This is a genomic window from Marinobacter alkalisoli (assembly GCF_045449795.1).
Taxonomy (GTDB): domain Bacteria; phylum Pseudomonadota; class Gammaproteobacteria; order Pseudomonadales; family Oleiphilaceae; genus Marinobacter.
The window spans coordinates 100,664-119,127 of record NZ_JBJJLB010000023.1; the positions used below are offsets into that span (position 1 = coordinate 100,664).

General features: G+C 58.2%; 20 protein-coding genes and 1 pseudogene. 14 read left to right on the plus strand and 7 right to left on the minus strand.

What is annotated here, in order from left to right; all coding sequences use genetic code 11:
- Positions 1-26 precede the first annotated feature (26 nt).
- Positions 27-452 (minus strand): hotdog fold thioesterase, encoded by a 426-nt coding sequence (locus ACJO3M_RS11475; RefSeq protein WP_407001505.1) that lies wholly within the window; start codon positions 450-452, stop codon positions 27-29.
- 99 nt (positions 453-551) lie between these two features.
- Positions 552-1,022, minus strand: a complete 471-nt coding sequence (locus tag ACJO3M_RS11480; RefSeq protein WP_407001506.1) for a hypothetical protein — start codon at positions 1,020-1,022, stop codon at positions 552-554.
- 154 nt (positions 1,023-1,176) lie between these two features.
- On the opposite strand from ACJO3M_RS11480, the gene ACJO3M_RS11485 reads away from it, so the two are divergent.
- Positions 1,177-1,335, plus strand: coding sequence for a hypothetical protein (locus tag ACJO3M_RS11485; RefSeq protein WP_407001507.1), 159 nt, complete (start codon positions 1,177-1,179; stop codon positions 1,333-1,335).
- Positions 1,336-1,389: 54 nt separating this feature from the next.
- On the opposite strand, the pseudogene ACJO3M_RS11490 reads toward ACJO3M_RS11485, so the two are convergent.
- Positions 1,390-1,584: pseudogene (locus ACJO3M_RS11490) on the minus strand (GTP-binding protein); the annotation flags it as partial.
- Positions 1,585-1,725: 141 nt separating this feature from the next.
- On the opposite strand from ACJO3M_RS11490, the gene ACJO3M_RS11495 reads away from it, so the two are divergent.
- The 5 genes from ACJO3M_RS11495 (at position 1,726) to ACJO3M_RS11515 (ending at position 5,072) form a co-directional block, all read left to right on the plus strand.
- Positions 1,726-1,920 carry a DUF1826 domain-containing protein gene (locus ACJO3M_RS11495; RefSeq protein ID WP_407001508.1) on the plus strand — a complete coding sequence of 65 codons (195 nt, stop codon included), beginning with the start codon at positions 1,726-1,728 and terminating at the stop codon, positions 1,918-1,920.
- Entirely contained in the window at positions 1,827-2,111 is a 285-nt protein-coding gene (locus ACJO3M_RS11500) for a DUF1826 domain-containing protein (RefSeq protein WP_407001509.1), read from the plus strand. Before ACJO3M_RS11495 ends, ACJO3M_RS11500 begins: the two co-directional genes overlap by 94 nt.
- 118 nt (positions 2,112-2,229) lie before the next feature.
- A complete protein-coding gene (locus ACJO3M_RS11505; protein ID WP_407001510.1) occupies positions 2,230-3,348 on the plus strand; it encodes a hypothetical protein in 1,119 nt (372 codons plus the stop codon).
- The gene (locus ACJO3M_RS11510; RefSeq protein WP_407001511.1) at positions 3,338-4,261 is read left to right on the plus strand and encodes a metal ABC transporter solute-binding protein, Zn/Mn family; all 924 of its coding nucleotides are present in this window, start codon (positions 3,338-3,340) and stop codon (positions 4,259-4,261) included. The genes ACJO3M_RS11505 and ACJO3M_RS11510 overlap by 11 nt, the downstream gene beginning before the upstream one ends.
- Positions 4,254-5,072, plus strand: coding sequence for a metal ABC transporter permease (locus tag ACJO3M_RS11515; RefSeq protein WP_407001512.1), 819 nt, complete (start codon positions 4,254-4,256; stop codon positions 5,070-5,072). The genes ACJO3M_RS11510 and ACJO3M_RS11515 overlap by 8 nt, the downstream gene beginning before the upstream one ends.
- On the opposite strand, the gene ACJO3M_RS11520 is transcribed toward ACJO3M_RS11515, so the two are convergent.
- Positions 4,981-6,363, minus strand: a complete 1,383-nt coding sequence (locus ACJO3M_RS11520; protein ID WP_407001513.1) for a ribonuclease J — start codon at positions 6,361-6,363, stop codon at positions 4,981-4,983. The genes ACJO3M_RS11515 and ACJO3M_RS11520 overlap by 92 nt on opposite strands.
- A 124-nt stretch (positions 6,364-6,487) precedes the next feature.
- Here ACJO3M_RS11520 and ACJO3M_RS11525 point away from each other — a divergent pair, with 124 nt between their 5' ends.
- A complete protein-coding gene (locus ACJO3M_RS11525) occupies positions 6,488-7,171 on the plus strand; it encodes a type 1 glutamine amidotransferase domain-containing protein (protein WP_407001514.1) in 684 nt (227 codons plus the stop codon).
- Positions 7,172-7,189: 18 nt separating this feature from the next.
- Here the strand turns inward: ACJO3M_RS11525 and ACJO3M_RS11530 are convergent, their stop codons facing one another.
- The gene (locus ACJO3M_RS11530; protein WP_407001515.1) at positions 7,190-7,642 is read right to left on the minus strand and encodes an acyl-CoA thioesterase; all 453 of its coding nucleotides are present in this window, start codon (positions 7,640-7,642) and stop codon (positions 7,190-7,192) included.
- A 51-nt stretch (positions 7,643-7,693) separates the two neighbouring features.
- Positions 7,694-8,578, minus strand: a complete 885-nt coding sequence (locus tag ACJO3M_RS11535; protein ID WP_407001516.1) for a LysR family transcriptional regulator — start codon at positions 8,576-8,578, stop codon at positions 7,694-7,696.
- A 164-nt stretch (positions 8,579-8,742) separates the two neighbouring features.
- Between ACJO3M_RS11535 and ACJO3M_RS11540 the strand changes: the two genes are divergently transcribed.
- From ACJO3M_RS11540 to ACJO3M_RS11570, 7 genes are all read left to right on the plus strand, one after another.
- Complete coding sequence (locus tag ACJO3M_RS11540) at positions 8,743-9,861, plus strand: S-(hydroxymethyl)glutathione dehydrogenase/class III alcohol dehydrogenase (protein ID WP_407001578.1); 1,119 nt, start codon at positions 8,743-8,745, stop codon at positions 9,859-9,861.
- 52 nt (positions 9,862-9,913) lie between these two features.
- On the plus strand, positions 9,914-10,750 hold the full coding sequence (gene fghA, locus ACJO3M_RS11545; protein ID WP_407001517.1) for an S-formylglutathione hydrolase: 837 nt from the start codon (positions 9,914-9,916) through the stop codon (positions 10,748-10,750).
- Between the two features lie 56 nt (positions 10,751-10,806).
- Complete coding sequence (locus tag ACJO3M_RS11550) at positions 10,807-11,703, plus strand: DMT family transporter (protein ID WP_407001518.1); 897 nt, start codon at positions 10,807-10,809, stop codon at positions 11,701-11,703.
- Positions 11,704-11,832: 129 nt separating this feature from the next.
- A complete protein-coding gene (locus tag ACJO3M_RS11555; protein ID WP_407001519.1) occupies positions 11,833-12,564 on the plus strand; it encodes a flagellar motor protein MotA in 732 nt (243 codons plus the stop codon).
- A gap of 6 nt (positions 12,565-12,570) precedes the next feature.
- Positions 12,571-13,617: a peptidoglycan -binding protein gene (locus ACJO3M_RS11560; RefSeq protein WP_407001520.1), complete on the plus strand. Its 1,047-nt coding sequence runs from the start codon at positions 12,571-12,573 to the stop codon at positions 13,615-13,617.
- Positions 13,618-13,938: 321 nt separating this feature from the next.
- Entirely contained in the window at positions 13,939-15,030 is a 1,092-nt protein-coding gene (locus ACJO3M_RS11565; protein WP_407001521.1) for an OmpA family protein, read from the plus strand.
- A gap of 11 nt (positions 15,031-15,041) precedes the next feature.
- Positions 15,042-17,261, plus strand: coding sequence for an Ig-like domain-containing domain (locus ACJO3M_RS11570; RefSeq protein WP_407001522.1), 2,220 nt, complete (start codon positions 15,042-15,044; stop codon positions 17,259-17,261).
- A gap of 82 nt (positions 17,262-17,343) precedes the next feature.
- Here ACJO3M_RS11570 and ACJO3M_RS11575 read toward each other — a convergent pair whose 3' ends face one another.
- Positions 17,344-18,456, minus strand: coding sequence for an S-(hydroxymethyl)glutathione dehydrogenase/class III alcohol dehydrogenase (locus ACJO3M_RS11575; RefSeq protein WP_407001523.1), 1,113 nt, complete (start codon positions 18,454-18,456; stop codon positions 17,344-17,346).
- Positions 18,457-18,464 lie beyond the last annotated feature (8 nt).

The window sequence follows — 18,464 nt, forward strand, 5'->3', positions numbered from 1 at the left end:
CTTGGAATTCGCCAATGGCGGGCTTGTTACGGGCGCTTGGTCACGGCCATGGTCAGGCGGGAAATACAGGTGGTCTTGCCCTGTTCATTCTCAAGACGAATTTCCCACACCTGGGTCGCGCCACCGATATGCAGGGCCCTGGCTGTGCCGTAAACCCAGCCCCCGGTCACCGGACGAATATGATTGGCATTGATGTCCAACCCCACCGCAACCGTGTTCGGGTCTTTCAGGCAACAGTTCGCCGCCATGCTCCCGAGGGTTTCCGCCAGCAGAACGGAGGCACCGCCATGCAGGATGCCAAAAGGCTGAACGGTACGCTCATCAACCGGCATACGGCCTTTGACATAGTCATCCCCATACTCAAGGTATTCGATACCCATGTGGTTGACCGCCGTGTTCCTGCTGGCTTCCATCATCTGTTCAAGATTGGGGGTTTGGGTCCAGATTGCCATGGTGTTACTGCCTCCTGATGCGTGAAAAACAGGTTAATCAGGACTGAGTTTATACAGTTAGGTAGCGAACAACCATAGGACTTTTACATACCCCTCTTCTCAGTGGAGCACCCGGGCACGATGGGCCGTGCAAGGCGCAAAAGGGATCGTTGGCCAGTTGAGATAGTCCGCGAAAAAGTCGCAGTGCATGGATGTGTCCAGCAATACCTCCATGCATTCCCCAACGCCACAACAGCCCTCCGGATCGGACGCACAGGTCCCATCCGGCTGTAACTGCTCCAGAGCCCTTGCCAACACCTGCTCGGCACCGGAACGATCGCCCTGATCCGACAATGCGCGAAACACCAGTATCGCGGAAAGGGTCAACTCGATGTGCATGCACTCATCATGACTGCGGTGAGACAGGCAGGCCAGGTCAAACGCACTGCCAGACAGCGAGATGACATCACGCCGGTCACCGCACTCGTAGCGGGTGAAAGCGCCTTCCATCCAGAGCAGCCACAGCTCCTTTTGTTCATCCAACGGCAAGTCAGCAAACACCCGGCGGTGATTGGGACATAGAAATTCCATAACGGCTCCTTGTTTTGACCCATTAAATGATAATAATTATCATTTGCAGATTTTGCAAACAAGGAGGCAAGCTAGAGATACTAATGACAATCGTTTGCATTACAATTTTTAGCTGCTAACCTTTCAGAAGATGGGGTGAACAGGAGAGCGTGTGATGAGCAGAACAGCAACCCAATTAGCCGGTAACGCCAGCAGCATCTTTCAGGCGTGGCTGGACCTGAAACAGCAGGCTGGTTGCGAAACGCGGACCGGCGCCAATAGAAGTGCCACCCCGTCCGGCAATACTCAACGACGACGTGACACCTCAAGGTAATTGCAGCTCCGTACCACCCCCAGGCTGGAAAGGGATCGTTGAGGGTCTGCCAGAACGCTTTTCCGCCTGGTTCAGCTCCACTTCTTTCTGCACCTGAGCCGCATCAATGTTCACTTCGCTCATGTCATTGACGATGACCGCCACACGGCGGCCCTCACGGTTATTCAAAATGTGGCTCAGCACGGTGGTTTTTCCGGCTCCAAGAAAACCGGACAGTACAGTTACAGGTAATCGATTGGTTTTACTCATTATTCATAAACCTCTCTCAGAAATTCTCAGCAAGATAGTCAACGTCGGGGTTCACAAGTATTATGTTATAACATAACATTTACGCCGAAATCGATCAGCCGGCGTCTTGCCAAAGCCAACACGTTCAAACAGGACAGAACCATGACACTTCAACCCCCTGCACTGGAAACGCCGATGGCCATTGTGGGCGATCAGGCCGAATGCCTGACGGATATCTTTCGCAACGAAGTCAACCTGGCGGTATGGAATCGCAGCTTGCGCCCGGGAGTTACCCGATTTGCAAAGGCATTGACGGCTTCTTCCGGGCAACTGGATGGCTGCGGGAGGCACAGGTAACACGCCCCGACAGCTCCGGGCCCCTGCCCGATCAGTCAGTCGACACCAGCGATATTGAACGCCTGGCAACCGGTGCCATTGGACTACTCAAGGGTGAGGCCTGGGAAGGAAACGAAGGACGCGGCCTGGTTCACAGGTCTCCGGCACCCGGAGATCATCCACGATTGGTCCTGGCGCTGGACTGGCTTTGACTTCGCTCGAATATGCAATGTTATAACGTTTTTGAAGAATAACGATCAGAAAACAACCCTGTTCCTGACCATCCTCAGGTGCAAATTCACCAACCCTTCCAGAAATCAGAGGAATACTATGAAGCTGTTGAAGAACCATGCCAGTGCCGTTGCGCTGGCCATCCTGCCGTTCACCGCGATTCAGGCCAACGAACTCAACCCGGATGTCAGCGTCATCCTGGACGGCTATTACAAGCAGAACCACACCGCTCTGTCCCATCGTGATGAGGGCTTCGGGCTCGGCCACACCGAGTTGTCACTGTCCGCTCCCATCGACGACCTGTTTGAAGGCCGGCTGACCGCAGCGCTGGAAGACCACGAGGGTGAAACCGAGCTGGAACTGGAGGAAGCCTTCCTCCAGACCACCGGTATGCCTTACAACCTGAGCGTCCGCGGAGGCCGGTTCCTCTCCCAGGTGGGTTACCTGAACAGCCGCCACCTGCACGAAGACGATTTTGTGGAACGCCCGGCGGCCTATCGGGCGCTGCTCGGCAGTCACTACTTCGACAATGGTCTGCGCCTGAATCTGTTACTGCCGACACCGTTTTACTGGCAGATCGGCGCCGAAGCCTTTGACGGCGGCAAGCTGTCCGAAGGGGACGAGGATATCGGTGTGTATACCGTCAACACCCGCTTCGGCGGGGACATTTCCCGTTCGCAGAGCTGGCAGGCGGGCCTGTCCTACCTGAACAATCGTCAGATCCATGGAGATCATGGCGATGATCATGACGAAGGCCACGATGACCATGACCACGGCGGCCACAGCCACGGCGCCGGCTACACCGGCGAGAACCTCTACATCGCCGACCTGGTCTGGAAATGGGCGCCAGACGGCAACAACCGCCAGCAGCAGCTGACAATCAGTGGCGAGTACCTTTACGCCGACGACCTGAACGAACATGCCACATCGGATGATGTTCACAAAGGCTGGTACGCGTCAGCCGTTTACCAGTTTGCGCCCCAGTGGTCCGCCGGCGTTCGTTACGGCGAGGTGGAACTGAAAGAAGCCCACGGCGATCACTTCCACGACCAGGAACTGGAAGAGACGGACGTGATGCTGGCCTGGTCCCACTCACACTTTTCAACGGTACGGCTGCAATATACCCACCAGGAAGCGTACGGATTCGAGGAAGCCGACAATGCCGTGATGCTGCAATACGTGATGAGTTTCGGAGCGCACGGTTCCCATGGTTTCTAAGCGCTTACTTCTGACACTTCTGCTTGGGCTGGCGTCATTGCCTGCCCAGGCGTCGCTGACCATCTTCGCCTGCGAACCGGAATGGGCCGATCTCGCCGGCATACTGGTGCCGGAAGCCCGGATCACCGTGGCGACCTCGGCGTATCAGGACCCGCATTACATTGAAGCGCGCCCAAGCCTGATTGCCGCCATGCGCAACGCTGATATCGCGGTCTGTACCGGGGCATCGCTGGAAGCCGGTTGGCTGCCATCGCTGCTGCGCAAAGCGGCCAACCGCGACATACAGCCGGGGCGTTCCGGGCTCTTCTTTGCCGCTGACCAGGTCCCCCTGCATCAGCCACACGAGCACGTGGATCGCAGCATGGGTGACGTGCATCCGGAGGGGAATCCCCATATCCACCTTGATCCGGACGCGCTGCCACGGATAGCGGAAGCACTGGCGGAACGGCTGACGGCGATTGCTCCGGATCAGGCGGTGGATATTCAAAGACGGCTTCTGCAATGGAAGGTGCGCTGGAACCTGAGCAAGGCCGAATGGCGCGCCAAGGCCAGGGACCTGGAGGGCATATCAGTCGGTGTCCAGCACTCCGGGTTCGACTATTTGCTGCGCTGGCTTGGCGTTGAGGTTGCCTTGGATCTGGAGCCCAAACCGGGCCTGCCGCCCAGTGCGTCTCATCTTAACGCCGTGCTACAGGACCCGGACTTACCTGGCGCCTCCGCAATCGTGGTTGCCCTTTATCAGGATGAGCGTCCGGCGAACTGGCTTGCCGCACAAACCAACCTGCCTGTCCTGGTTCTACCCGGAACAGTAACCGGGAAAGATCCGGCCACCAGCCTGGAAAGGCTGTTGTCTCACCTGGTGAACGAACTTCATCAACTTGCTGCTGGCAAAACGGTGGAGAGAGATGGCTGACTGGCTTTGGTTGCTGTGGCCGATGACCGCAGGCCTGCTGATGGCAATAGCCCTGGTGCCTCTGGGCCAACGGGTGCTGGAAAGAAACGTGGTATTTGCGGATCTGGCCATCGCTCAGTGGGCTGCACTGGGGGCGATCAGCGGCGGGCAGTTATTGCCCGGCGACTGGTCACATTTCGCGCCGGCTTCCGCCCTGACGTTTGCACTGGTTGCCGTCCTTCTGGTACATGGCGTAATCCGCTTCGCACCGGATCACCGGGAAGCCATGATCGGCCTGCTCTACGTACTGGGCGCCTGCGCCGCAACGCTGATGGTCAGTGATGATCCTCACGGCGCCCAGCGTCTGAGCGAGGCTTTTAATGGTGACCTGTTGTGGGTAACAGGCACAAGCGTGATCCCCCTGGCTGTCATCGCCGGTCTTGTGCTTGTCTGGTGTGTGATGCTCCGGAGGCAGGTCCAGGAAAAGCTGTTTCTTCCCCTGTTCGCTCTGGCAGTCACCGTATGTGTCGATCAGGCCGGGATCTACGTGGTCTTCGCCTCTTTGATTGCCACACCGCTGCTGGTTGGCTGCATGCGCGCCCGCTCCACTGCAACTGCGGTCGCTGCCTGCTTTGCCGGATACACCATCAGCCTGCTGCTGTCCGCGGGTGGCGACTTGCCCGCCGGGCCGACCATCGTGGTTTCAATTGTTGCCTGCGGCCTGGTTGCTATAGCGGTTCTCAGAAAACCCGCACCAACTCATGCTTCTCCCAGCCCAGCCGACCGGTTTCAACCACCTGACGCCGAATGCCGGGTACCGGACGAATCATGAACAGATCGCCATTGCGGCCGACCAGGGATCTGGGTACGCCACAGGCTTTGGCGATACCGGCGTGAGCCTCCATGTGTTCGGCCTCACCGTGGACCGGTATGGCCACATCGGGTCGGACCCACTGGTACATGGCTTCGAGCTCTTCCCGGGCGGGGTGCCCGGAAGCGTGGATGGGGAGTGCTGCGTCTTCCGCCGTGATGACGGTCACGCCCATGACTTTAAGCCGATCGATCAGGGCGGCAATCGCCTCTTCGTTGCCGGGAATGGCCCGGGCGCTGAAGATCACCGTATCGCCGCTTTCCAGCTCGAAGTCCGGATGGTTACCATTGGCAAGTCGTCGCAGGGCCGTGCGGGGTTCGCCCTGACTGCCCGTGGCCACCGCCAGTACTTCGTGGCGGGGCAGATACCCCAGGTGGGAAGCGTTAATTAACTGATCCGCGGTGTCCCACACACCTGCGGCTTTGGCGGCACCACTCATATTGATCAGCGAACGTCCCAGCAAGCCCATATAGCGACCGGTTTCCCGGGCAATCATCGCCAGTGTGTGCAGGCGGGCAATGTTGCTGCCAAAACAGGTCACCACCACACGGCCTTCCGCACTTCCGACGGCCTGCAGCAAACCATTGTGCAACGCACTCTCCGAAACCGAGTGACCGGCAACCGTGGCATTGGTGGAATCACACACCATGGCGGCCACCCCCTCATCCGCCAGATCGGTAAAAGTCTTGCGGGAATAGCCGTGACCCACCAGCGGCTGGTCGTCCAGCTTCCAGTCCCCGCTGTGGAAAATATTACCCAGCGGGGTGCGAATCATCAGGGCGTTGGGATCGGGAATGGAGTGGGTCAGGGCCAGCCACTGAACGTTGAACGGGCCGATCTGTTTATGCTCTCCGGTGTCCACCACAATGATCGGTACCCGGTGCAGCAGATCGAACTCCGCCAGTTTGCGACGCAGTATTTCGGCGGTGAAACGGCTGGTGTAGATGGGGCACTGCAGCAGCGGCCACAGGTAGGGAACCGCCCCTACGTGGTCTTCATGGGCGTGGGTGATGATCAGCCCGGCGAGCTGATCGCGGCGATCGGCAATAAACCCGGGATCCGCCATTTGCACCGGCGGCTCGCCGCGATGGTGAACGGTGCCGTCCGCCGCGATTCGCCCGGGCCTGGGAAAGGTCACCCCGCAGTCCACCATCAGCCACTGTCCATCGTGACCATAGAGATTGAGGTTCATGCCAATCTCGCCAGTACCGCCGAGCGGTAAAAACCAGAGATCGTTGTGGTCAGGCGTCACGTATTCCCCTTCATGATCCGCACTCGATGGTTGAAATTGATGGCGCTGGCCACAAGGTTTTAACCCAGAGCAGTCAACTGATCCACGAAGCCCCATTCATCCATCAATTACAAGGATACATTCCATGAACGTTCTGATGGTTCTGACTTCCCACGACCAGATGGGCGATACCGGTCACAAAACCGGTTTCTGGCTGGAAGAGTTCACCGCTCCGTACTACGTCTTCAAGGACGCTGGCGCGCAGATTACCATAGCCACACCCAAAGGTGGCCAGCCCCCCGTCGACCCCAACAGCGAAGCGGAAGAGGCGCTGACCGAGACCACACGCCGATTCCAGGCAGACGCCCACGCCAAAGAGTCCCTCGCCAGCACCAAAAAACTGGCGGATGTGGACATGAATGAATTCGACGCGATTTTCTATCCCGGTGGCCATGGCCCGCTCTGGGATCTGGTGAACGATGAGAAAAGCGTCGCCCTGATCAAATCCGCCTACGAGCAGGACAAGGTCATTGGCGCCGTGTGCCACGCACCGGCGGTCTTTAAAAACGTGGAAGTGAAGCCCGGGCAGAACATCGTCGGCGGTCGCGAAGTCACCGGCTTCAGCAACAGTGAGGAGGAAGCGGTTGGCCTGACCAGCGTCGTGCCGTTCCTGCTGGAAGACATGCTCAGGGAAAATACCGCCACCTATTCCAAAGGCGATGACTGGGCGCCACACATTGTGGTGGACGGAAAACTGATCACCGGCCAGAACCCGGCCTCATCCGAAGGCGCGGCCAAAGCCGTGGTTCAGGCGCTTCAGGAAGGCTGACCCGCCTCCCGAAGTCTTCTATTCCCCGGCGTGACTGATCAATACGCCGGGGGCTCCCACCTCCAGCTTTTCCCGGATGTGCGCCGGTATTGGTGTCTTTGCCATCTCCGAGGGCTGAATCAACACGTAGGTAATGTCGGCCTCGGCAACCAGTTGCTCATCGCCATAGCGGACAAACTCCAGGTGTAGGGTAAACGAGGTGTTACCAAGACGACCGATCCTGATCCTGGCCTCCAGCACATCATCAAACCGCGCCGGAGCCCGGTAATTCATCGTCAGGCTCACCACCTGAATGTCGAGATCCTGGTCCAGCAGGTTCTGGTAATCCCCGAACAGGGTACGGATGTATTCGTTCACGGAAATATCCACAAAGTCCGCGTAACGGGCGTTGAAGACGACACTCTGAGCATCGCATTCACCGTAGCGGACGCGGAAACGGAAGCGGAATGGCTGGTCAGTCTGTTCAGTCATCGTTACTCAATCTGAAATATGGGTGGACCCACAGCCTACCCCATCAACCGATCATTTTCTGCCCGCCATGCCGAGCGACTCTGCGAAATAATCCAGCAACATTCGCACCTTTGGCGACAGGTGACGGTTGTGGGGATACACGGCCCAGATACCGTCATCATCCTCCCGATAATGGGTCAGCAGCGGTATCAGTGCACCGGAATCCAGTGCCGGCTGAACGTAGTAATCCGGCAGCTGGACGATGCCAATGCCCTTGAGCGCGGCATCCAGCAGGGCCCGCCCGCTGTCGCAGCGGACGTTGCCGCTTACCCGGATATTGCGGGGCTTGCCAGCTTCCTGAAAACGCCAGTAATCGAGATTGCCCTGAAGGCAGTTATGGTGCTCCAGTTCAGACAAGGAATGGGGGGTACCATGGACCGAGAGATAGGCAGGTGAGGCACACACATACAGGGTGCGGGAGGCCAGGCGTCGGGCCATCAGGCTGGAGTCCTCGAGCTTACCGAGCCGCACCGCAAGATCGTATCCTTCGGCCACCAGGTCCAGTGTCTGGTTGGTGAGGTTCATTTCAACGTCGAGTTCCGGGTAACGCAATACAAAGTCGTTGACCAGGGGCGCTATCGACTTCTCTCCGTAGGTCACCGGTGCCGTCAGCCTCAGTCTGCCCCGGGGTACCAGCTGCATGTTGGTGATAGAACGTTCCGCCTGCTCGAGGGCGTCGAGCACCTGCCGACAATGCTGGTAGTAGATCTGACCGGCTTCGGTCGCGGAGACTCTTCGGGTCGTTCTATAAAAGAGGCGGGTGGATAGACGCGCTTCAAGGGCAGCGACCTGCCGGCTGACCTGGGCGGTCGAGACACCCAGTCGTTTCGCGGCGCGGGTGAAACTTTCTGTTTCTGCCACCGCGACGAACTCGTTCACGCCTTCCCAATGATACATGTCCTGCCCTATGCCGTTTCTTTCGGCCTTAATTATTGCACACAGGTAAAAGTGATTTAACGGAATGCTCCATTATCAATCAAGTCGAGGTAAATACAATGGGCGGATGAGTCGGGCGGCTTCCCGCCTTCCACGTATGACCAACGGAGAGCGTTATGACTGAGATGATCAAATCGAAAGCGGCGATTGCCTGGGGACCGGGCCAGCCACTGTCCATTGAAGAAGTGGATGTCATGCCCCCGCAAGCGGGAGAGGTGCTGGTAAAAGTCATCGCCACTGGCGTGTGCCACACCGATGCGTTCACCCTCTCCGGTGAGGATCCGGAAGGCAACTTCCCGGCGATTCTTGGCCACGAAGGTGGCGGCATCGTGGAAGCGGTCGGTGAAGGCGTTACCAGTGTCGAGATCGGGGACCACGTCATCCCCCTGTATACGCCGGAGTGTGGCGAGTGCAAGTTCTGCCTGTCTGGCAAGACCAACCTGTGCGGTAAGATCCGTGAAACCCAGGGTAAGGGGCTGATGCCCGATGGCACCAGCCGTTTCTATAAGGACGGCCACCCCATCCATCACTACATGGGCTGCTCCACCTTCTCCGAATACACCGTGCTGCCAGAGATCTCCCTGGCCAGGGTCAACAAGGAAGCACCATTGGAAGAAGTCTGCCTGCTGGGCTGTGGCGTGACCACCGGTATGGGCGCGGTGATGAACACCGCCAAGGTGGAAGAAGGCGCAACCGTGGCGATCTTCGGGCTCGGCGGCATTGGCCTGTCCGCCATTATCGGCGCCACCATGGCGAAGGCCAGCCGCATCATCGGTATCGATATCAATGAGAGCAAGTTCGACCTGGCCCGCCAGCTGGGCGCAACCGATTGCATCAACCCGAAAGACTACGACAAGCCGATTCAGGAAGTGATCGTCGAGCTGACCGAGGGCGGCGTGGACTATTCCTTCGAATGCATCGGTAACGTCGATGTGATGCGCTCTGCCCTGGAGTGTTGCCACAAGGGCTGGGGCGAGTCTGTCATCATCGGTGTCGCCGGCGCCGGCCAGGAAATCTCCACCCGTCCGTTCCAACTTGTGACCGGCCGGGTCTGGAAAGGCTCCGCCTTCGGCGGCGTCAAGGGCCGGTCCGAGCTGCCGGGAATTGTCGAACGCTACCTGCAGGGTGAGTTCAAGCTCAATGATTTCATCACCCACACCATGGGGCTGGAAGACATCAATGAGGCCTTCGAGCTGATGCACGAAGGCAAGAGCATTCGCAGCGTTATCCATTTCGACCAGTGATTGTGATGGCCGCCTGCCCTGCCCGGCAGGCGGCCCGTCGACGGAGTGTCCAATGACCCTTGAAAACCTGAGCAGCAACAAAAGTTTTGGTGGCTGGCACAAGCAGTACAGTCACCCGTCCGACAGCCTTGGCTGCGCCATGCGCTTCGCGATTTACCTGCCACCCCAGGTCGCCAACGGGCAAAAGGTACCGGTGCTTTACTGGCTGTCCGGCCTGACCTGTACCGATGAGAACTTCATGCAGAAGGCCGGTGCCCAGCGCGTGGCAGCGGAGTTGGGCATGGCCATCGTGGCGCCGGACACCAGCCCGAGAGGCGAAGGTGTTGCCGACGATGAGAGTTACGATCTGGGCCAGGGCGCGGGTTTCTATGTCAACGCCACCGAAAGCCCCTGGAACCGGCATTACCAGATGTACGATTACGTGCTGAATGAATTGCCGGCATTGATTGAGTCCGTTTTCCCGGTCACTGACCAACGCTCAATCGCCGGCCATTCCATGGGCGGTCACGGAGCTCTGGTGCTGGCACTGCGCAACCCCGAACGATACCAGTCTGTCTCGGCGTTCAGCCCGATCTGCAATCCGGTCAACTGCCCCTGGGGCAAGAAAGCCTTTACCGCTTACCTGGGCAGGGACACCGCTCGCTGGGTGGATTACGACGCCAGTCTGCTAATGCGGGAGGCGCGGCAGTTTCTACCAGCTCTTGTCGACCAGGGGGACGCGGATAACTTCCTGGCGGAACAGCTACACCCGGAAACCCTCGAGTCAGCCGCGGCCAATAGCGGTTATCCGCTGGAGCTGAACCGGCGCGAAGGCTATGACCACAGCTATTACTTCATAGCCAGCTTTATCGAGGAACATCTCCGGTTCCATGGTCGTTACCTCGGGTAATTCGCTCGCATTATCAAATGACGGGTATCCGGATTTAATGGTTAATGGTGGCTCTAATGTCCTTCTCTTTCTCTTTACACGGCCACGAACGGGGCCTCGCGATGGCGGCCGTCGGTGTCACGATCCTGAGCTTTGACAGCTTGCTGGTCCGGCTGGCGGCGACGGATGGGTGGAACATCATTTTCTGGCGAAGTGCCCTGATGGGACTATCGCTCGGCTTGCTGTGCCTTGACGGGCGCCGGTTGGCGACGCTGCGCGGGAATCTTGGCGCCTCACTGTTCTCCGCGATACTGCTGGGCATCACCTCCAGCCTGTTTGTCCTGGCTGTCATGAACACCAAGGTAGCGAATGTGGTGGTCATCCTGAGTGCCGCCCCCCTGTTTGCTGCCATCTTCACCCATTGCTTTCTGCATGAGAAAGTCGCTATACGAACCTGGCTGGCAATCATCTCAGCCATGGCCGGCATGCTGATCGTCTTCTCGGGTTCGCTGTCCGGAGATGGCCTGGTCGGCGATGTCTATGCGGTGCTCGCAGCGGCCGCCGTCGGGGGTAACCTCACCCTCCTGCGCCGGCACCCCAACCTGGACAGGGTTCCCCTCATCGCCATAGGGGGCGGCTTATCAGCGCTGGTTGCCTGGCCGATGGCAACGCCACTGGCCCTCACGACACAAAGCTACTGCGTATTGGCCCTGATGGGGCTATTGCAGATGCCACTGGCCACCGCACTGATCAATAGTGCGACCCGTCATCTGCCGTCAGCGGAAGTTGCCCTGTTCTATTTGATTGAAGCCGTGCTTGGCACCCTGTGGGTTTGGTGGTGGCTGGATGAGCAACCACCACAGGCGACCCTGCTCGGCGGTTCTTTGATCCTGTTGACGCTCTTCGTCAATGCCTGGTTTGGCCTACGAACCTCCCGGATGCTGCAGCCTTCTGGCGAGTACCGCACCCCGTAGCGATCAACTCACTCGTCTGGAAGCAACTTCTACATACAACAATTTGTCCGCCCGTTGCACCTCACCCATCAACAACCACCAACCTGTGCTATGTTCATTGGTACCCTCCCAAACAGGCAGGCGGTGCACATGAGCAACCCCAAACACACGTTGTTCTGGATGACACTATTCCTTGCCGTTGTGGTGGCTGTGTGCGCGCTCATCCACGCGCCCCTGACCACAGCGTTTATGGCCAACTGGGTCTTCAACCTGCTGATCGTCTGCGTGCTGATCATCGGCATCGCGCTGACCTATCGGCAGGTTTTCATACTGTTCCCCGAGCTGCGCTGGATTGCCCAGTTCCGTACCGGCAACGCCGGGCTTTCGGTGCTGCAGGAGCCGCGCCTGCTCAAGCCGCTGGCGAAACAACTGGGAGACGAATACAAGCGTGATCGTTTCACCCTTTCCACGCTTTCCCTGCGCACGGTGCTTGATGGCATCCACTCGCGCATGGACGAGCAGCGGGAGATCACCCGCTACTTTATCAGCCTGCTGATTTTTCTCGGGCTGCTGGGCACATTCTGGGGGCTATTGGGCACGATCAACGCGGTAGGTGATGTCATTACCAACCTCAACATGGACCAGGACGATTTCGGGGTCGTGTTCGCCGATCTGCAGGCGGGCCTGCAAACACCGCTGCAGGGCATGGGCACTGCGTTCAGTTCTTCCCTGCTGGGGCTGGGTGGATCACTGATCCTGGGGTTTATGGACATCCAGGCGGGCCACGCCCAGAACCGTTTCTATGACGGACTGGAAGAATGGCTGACCAGCGTCACCAACCTCGTGGATACCGTGGAAGATCATGGCCAACAGATCGGGTAATGCCTCGTGATCGGTTCCAAGCGCCGCGCCCGCAGCACCATCAATGTCTGGCCGGGTTATGTGGATGCCCTGTCAGCACTGCTGATGCTCATCATTTTCATGCTGCTGATTTACGTCGTCAGCCAGCTGTACCTGTCTCAGACCCTGTCCGACCGCAACATGGAACTGGCGCGGCTGAACGATCGCCTGAATGATATTTCCCGCCTGCTGGGCCTGGAGAAAGACAAGAATACCGTGCTCCAGAGCCAGCTGGAGGCGAGCGTGACCCGCAACGAAGAACTCCAGATGCGTTTTGAAAGCGTGCGAAACCAGCTCATGCAACAGTCAGCCGAGGCACAGGCCCGGGAAGAACAGCTGAACGCCCTGAGCCAGGCGATAGAAGAGCGTGAACAGGCGTTGGACGAGAAAGACGAACTCTCCGCCAGCCAGCAGGACATGATCCTGCGTTTGTCCAACCAGATTGCAGCCCTCGAGTATCAACTCAGGCAGATTGCTTCCGCCCTGAAACTGCAGGAACAGCAAACGGCGGAAAAAGAAGCCGAACTTGAGGATGTAAGCCGGCGACTCAACACCCTGCTGGCGGAGCGGGTGAATGAACTGGAGCAATTCCAGTCGGAGTTTTTTGCCCGGTTACGGAGAATTCTGGAGGAAAACGAAAATATTCGTGTGGTCGGCGACCGCTTCCTGCTGCCATCGGAGCTGCTGTTTGCCTCCGGCTCGGCGCAACTGGGCGAGGATGGTCAGGGCGAGCTGGATAAACTGGCGGAGGTGTTACTGGATGTGGTCGAGCGGATACCGGAAGACATCGACTGGATTCTGCGGATCGACGGCCACACCGACGTGATCCCCATCAACACGCCGCAGTTTCCGTCCAACTGGGAACTGTCCACTGCCCGGGCGGTGGCGGTTGTTCGCTACCTGGCCGAACAGGGCATTCCCGAGCGGCGCATGGTCGCAGCCGGCTTCGGCGAATTTTTTCCTGTTACCGAAGGCACCTCACCGGAAGCACTTCAGCAGAACCGGCGAATTGAGCTCAAGTTGACCGACCGCTAACCTCAATCTTACCCACTTCCCTGATATCTCAAAAGGTTATATCTACCTGTCTGCCACTGCGGCCTTCTGAACGTTGGACGGATTCAATCCACCCAATTGTAAATCACTGTAAAATCCGGCAATTACGGCGCAAAAACTGGTCAATTTGCCGCCCCTACCCGACTTTTCGGCCAATGCCCGCGCACAAACCAATGCCGTATGTTCCGAACCATTAACAATAAGAAACATTCTGAAACATTTCGCCGAATGTATACCTATCTTACGCGCCGACGGATCACCGGGCGACAACAAAGAATCTAAAACGTGAAAAGGATCACACACATGACTCAACTCCATAAATTACTGCTGGCCGGGTGCATCGCATTGCCCGCCAGTTGGGCACACGCCGACTCTGAACATTTTCCGCTTTCCTACAGTTTCATCGGCGCCGAAGTGGGCTACGTCGATTCCGGTAACTCCAAAGACAAGTCTTCCAACATCGACAACCTCTCCAACTATCCGGAATACGGCCTGACACTGGGCCACCAATTCACGCCCAACTTCACCCTGATGGGAGCGTTCACCTACGGCGACGCCGAAACCCGCTCGACCAACATCGATACCGATATTCTGAGAGGCTCACTCGCGGGCCGGATTCATCCAGGCAAGTTCCGGCTCGCCGGCTGGCGGCCGTTTGCCGGTCTGGGATACAGCTATACCGACATTGACGTGGACGGCGCGCCCAGCTCCAAGACCGAGGACGCCATCTACCTTGAGGGCGGCTTCCAGCGCATGATGACGAAGCGTTTCGTTTTCGAAGCCGGCGTACGAGCCCGCACCGAAGTCGAAGACGGCTACGTGGATGGCCAGGCTTTTGCCGGCGTCCAGTTCCTCTTCAATCGCTCCTACCCCGAGCGTCCCAAAGACACATTAAGCAAACGTCCGGAGCCCGTGGCGCCACCAGCAGATTCTGACGGCGATGGCGTTGTGGATCCCCGCGACCTGTGCCCGGGCACCCCTAGAGGTGCGCTGGTGGATGCCGACGGTTGCGCCAAAGAGCTCACCAAGGAAATCAAGGAAACCCTGTACGTCGAATTCGACCTCGATGGCACTGACGTGAAACCCGAGTATTTCGATGAGATCGGGCGCCTGGCGGATCTGATGACCCAGTATCCCACCAGCCGGATGCTTCTCGAAGGCCACACCGACAGCACAGGCAGCGCACGTTACAACCAGAACCTCTCCCAGAGCCGTGCCGACTCGGTGATGAAGGTATTGGTCAAGGAATTCGATATCAGCTCTGAACGCATCTCAACTACGGGCATGGGGGAGTCCCAGCCCATCGCGGACAACGCGACTGATGAGGGCCGCGCGCAGAACCGCCGGGTAGAGGCCATCCTCACCGGCAAACACACTGAAATAATGAAAAAATAAAGAGGCTCAACATGGCTAATATCCGATATCAACTGGGGGTGGGTGTCACGGCCCTTTCCCTGATGATCGCAGGCTGTGGCGGTAGCGGCGGCCCCAGCGATCCACGCATTCCCGCGGAAAACACGCCTTCCGGTAACAACGACTCAAATGTCGGCGGCGATTCAGAAACCTTTTGTACTTCCGAGAGCACGACTTTCGAAGTCGCCGAGTTCGTGCCCGAAAATGGCGAGCAGGGCGTAGAACTGAACCGCAGCCTTCGAGTGACCTTCAACGCCGATGTCGATGCGGCCACTGTCAGCCAGAACTCACTGCCGCTGACAATTAATGGCAACGCGACTGTGGTGTCCGCTACCTACAGCGTGATGGGCAAAGCGGTTGTGATTAACCCCAACCAGAATCTTCAGCCCAACACCGACTACATGGTGAGCGCAACGTCTGACCTGCGCGCCCTTTGTGATCAGGAAGGTGATCGGACCAAGAACCTGACCGAAAACGCCTCTGCCGCATTCAAGACAGGTAGCGAAGTGGATGGTCAGGGGCCGTCAGCCGTGGCTTCCTCGCCTGAGGAAGGCGAAACGCTGGCTCCGACGGACACCAACATCTTTGTCGAATTCGATGAAGAGATCGACCCCCAGTCCGTCAACGCAAACAACTTCACTGTCACGGAGATCGACGAGAACGGCAACCCGGTTGCTAACGTCGAGGGTGTGATTAACCCGGTTGGGAACTCCATCGAGTTTGACCCCGACGCCAACCTGGACTTCCAGACGTTCTACGAGATTGCCGTCGATACCACGATCACGGATCTTGCGGGCAACACCCTTGAATCGGAAGCGACCTATACCTTCCGCACGGGCGGCCTGGTTGTCATGCTCGATAACACCTTGCTGGCAGAGCCTCAGACAGCCCAATCCGGAGAGGGTTTTAACAGCGGGATACTGGTCGATGGCCTGCATACTCTTGGTGGAACCCTGTTGTCCGCCCTGGAATTCGGTGAATCCGAAGACGGCCTGAACAGCGTTGATAATGCGCTGATCCTGCAGATTCCGCTGGTGGAAGACCTGCTCACTGCCCTGACGGGTTTGCGTGCTGGTGAAACTCCTTCCCTGGAAGGCACCGATCCCACCGACTACTCATCCGCGCTTGTCGCTGTTTGTGATCCGAAATCAATCAGCACCACGGATCCAAAAGCAGATTGCGCCCTTGGCCTGGACCTCGGTCTGGATGCAACCCAGCTCCAGAGCCTGGCCGATGCCTTCACGGGCGGGAACCCTGAGCAGATTCCAGCTCTGATTCAGGCCATGGCAGAGACCTTTGCTTCTGGCGACTTCAACAACCTTCCGCCGGAACTGTCGGAGGCTCTTGGAGGTCAGCTTTTCCCGGCTAACGATGGGTTCGGTGTCGAGTTCCGACTGGTGGACGACAGCAGCCTTCCCCTGCCGGCCCAAGGCGAAGACGCCCTGCTGGAAGTGCTGAAAGCATTCAACGCGATTCCGGTGCTCGGTGAGCTGTTCAACTTGAATGATGACAAGGCATTGGTCGATCTGGGTCTGTTTGAGGGCTCCCTGCTGGGTGTGGATTTGGGTGGACTGGCTTCACTGGATGTCCTGAGTGGTACTGAGACATTCATCGGAGAGAAAGGTGTTCTCAACCTCGGCGGCTCCCTGTTCGATATGCTGCTGGAAATGGTTCCCGAGCCGGGCGGTACGCCAGGCGATATGCCGATCGACCCCGAGGATCTGCCTCTGATCGGCGATCTGCTGAACATGGAAGACAGCCCGCTGGATCCCGCCCGTCTGGGGGAGCTGGCTGAAATGCTGGAGCTGCCTGAGGGCTTCGAGTTTGATCCAGAGACCCTGCCACTGATCGGCGATATCCTCTCCGCGCTGCCCAGTGACTTCCCGGGCGAAGGCGGTGAAACGCCAGGGCTGGATGATCTGCCCGTGCTGGGCGACCTCGTCCAGTTGCTGGATCCATCCAGCCTTGAAGAGCTCGACGGCGACCAACTGACATCCATTCCGGTGTTGGGGGATCTTGCTGGGCAACTGCTGGAGTTGAGCGATGGCGGCGAGGTGGATTCACTGCCGCTGGTTGGTGAGCTGACCACGCTTCTGGACGGCGGCGATCTGGGCGGCGATAGCCCACTTGGCCCACTGACCGATCTGCTCAATCCGGATCAACTGAGCGATACGTCGCTACTGGATGATCTCCTGGGACTGCTTGGGCTTTAATTCCAGGCAGCTGACCTACAAAAAACCCGCCAACTGGCGGGTTTTTTGATGGCTGAACTAAAGGTGATGCAGGCTTACCGACTCAAAAGTGAATCACCGACCGAATACTCTTACCCTCATGCATCAGCTCAAACGCCTCGTTGATATCCTCAAGCGGCATATTGTGGGTAATAAACACATCCAGCGGAATTTCCCCTTTCTCGGCCTTTTCCACATAACCCGGCAATTCCGTCCGGCCTTTCACACCACCAAACGCAGAACCCTTCCAGACCCGACCGGTCACTAGTTGGAACGGACGTGTACTGATTTCCTCGCCGGCGCCGGCTACGCCGATGATGATGGATTCGCCCCAGCCTTTGTGGCAACACTCCAGGGCTGAGCGCATCACGTTTACGTTGCCGATGCACTCGAAGGAGTAATCCACACCGCCGTCCGTCATTTCAACGATGACTTCCTGGATTGGCTTGTCGTAGTCATTGGGGTTCACCACATCGGTGGCGCCCAGTTGCCTGGCAATATCGAACTTGCCCGGGTTGATGTCGATGGCGATGATACGGCTTGCCTTGGCCATGGTCGCGCCGATAATGGCGGCCAGGCCGATCCCGCCGAGGCCGAAGATGGCCACCGTCGCGCCCTCTTCCACCTTCGCCGTGTTCAGCACCGCACCAATACCGGTAGTGACGCCACAGCCCAGCAGGCAGACCTTATCCAGAGGTGCGTCTTTCGGGATCTTTGCCAGGGAGACTTCCGGCAACACGGTGTATTCAGAGAAGGTGGAGCAGCCCATATAGTGGTAGATCGGCTCGCCCTTGTAGGAGAAACGGGAGGTGCCGTCCGGCATCACGCCCTTGCCCTGGGTTTCACGCACGGAACCACACAGGTTGGTCTTGCCGGAAGTGCAAAATTTACACTTGCCGCATTCGGCAGTGTAAAGGGGAATCACATGGTCCCCCACTTCCACGGAGGTAACGCCTTCGCCGACGGCCTCAACGATGCCGCCGCCTTCATGCCCAAGGATGGCCGGAAAGTTGCCTTCGGAGTCGGCGCCGGACAGCGTGTAGGCATCGGTATGGCACACGCCGGTGGCGACAATGCGTACCAGCACCTCCCCTTTCTTGGGCGGTGCAACGTCCACTTCCACAATTTCCAGCGGTTTGTTGGGGGCAAACGCCACCGCAGCACGGGATTTAATCACTTTCAGGC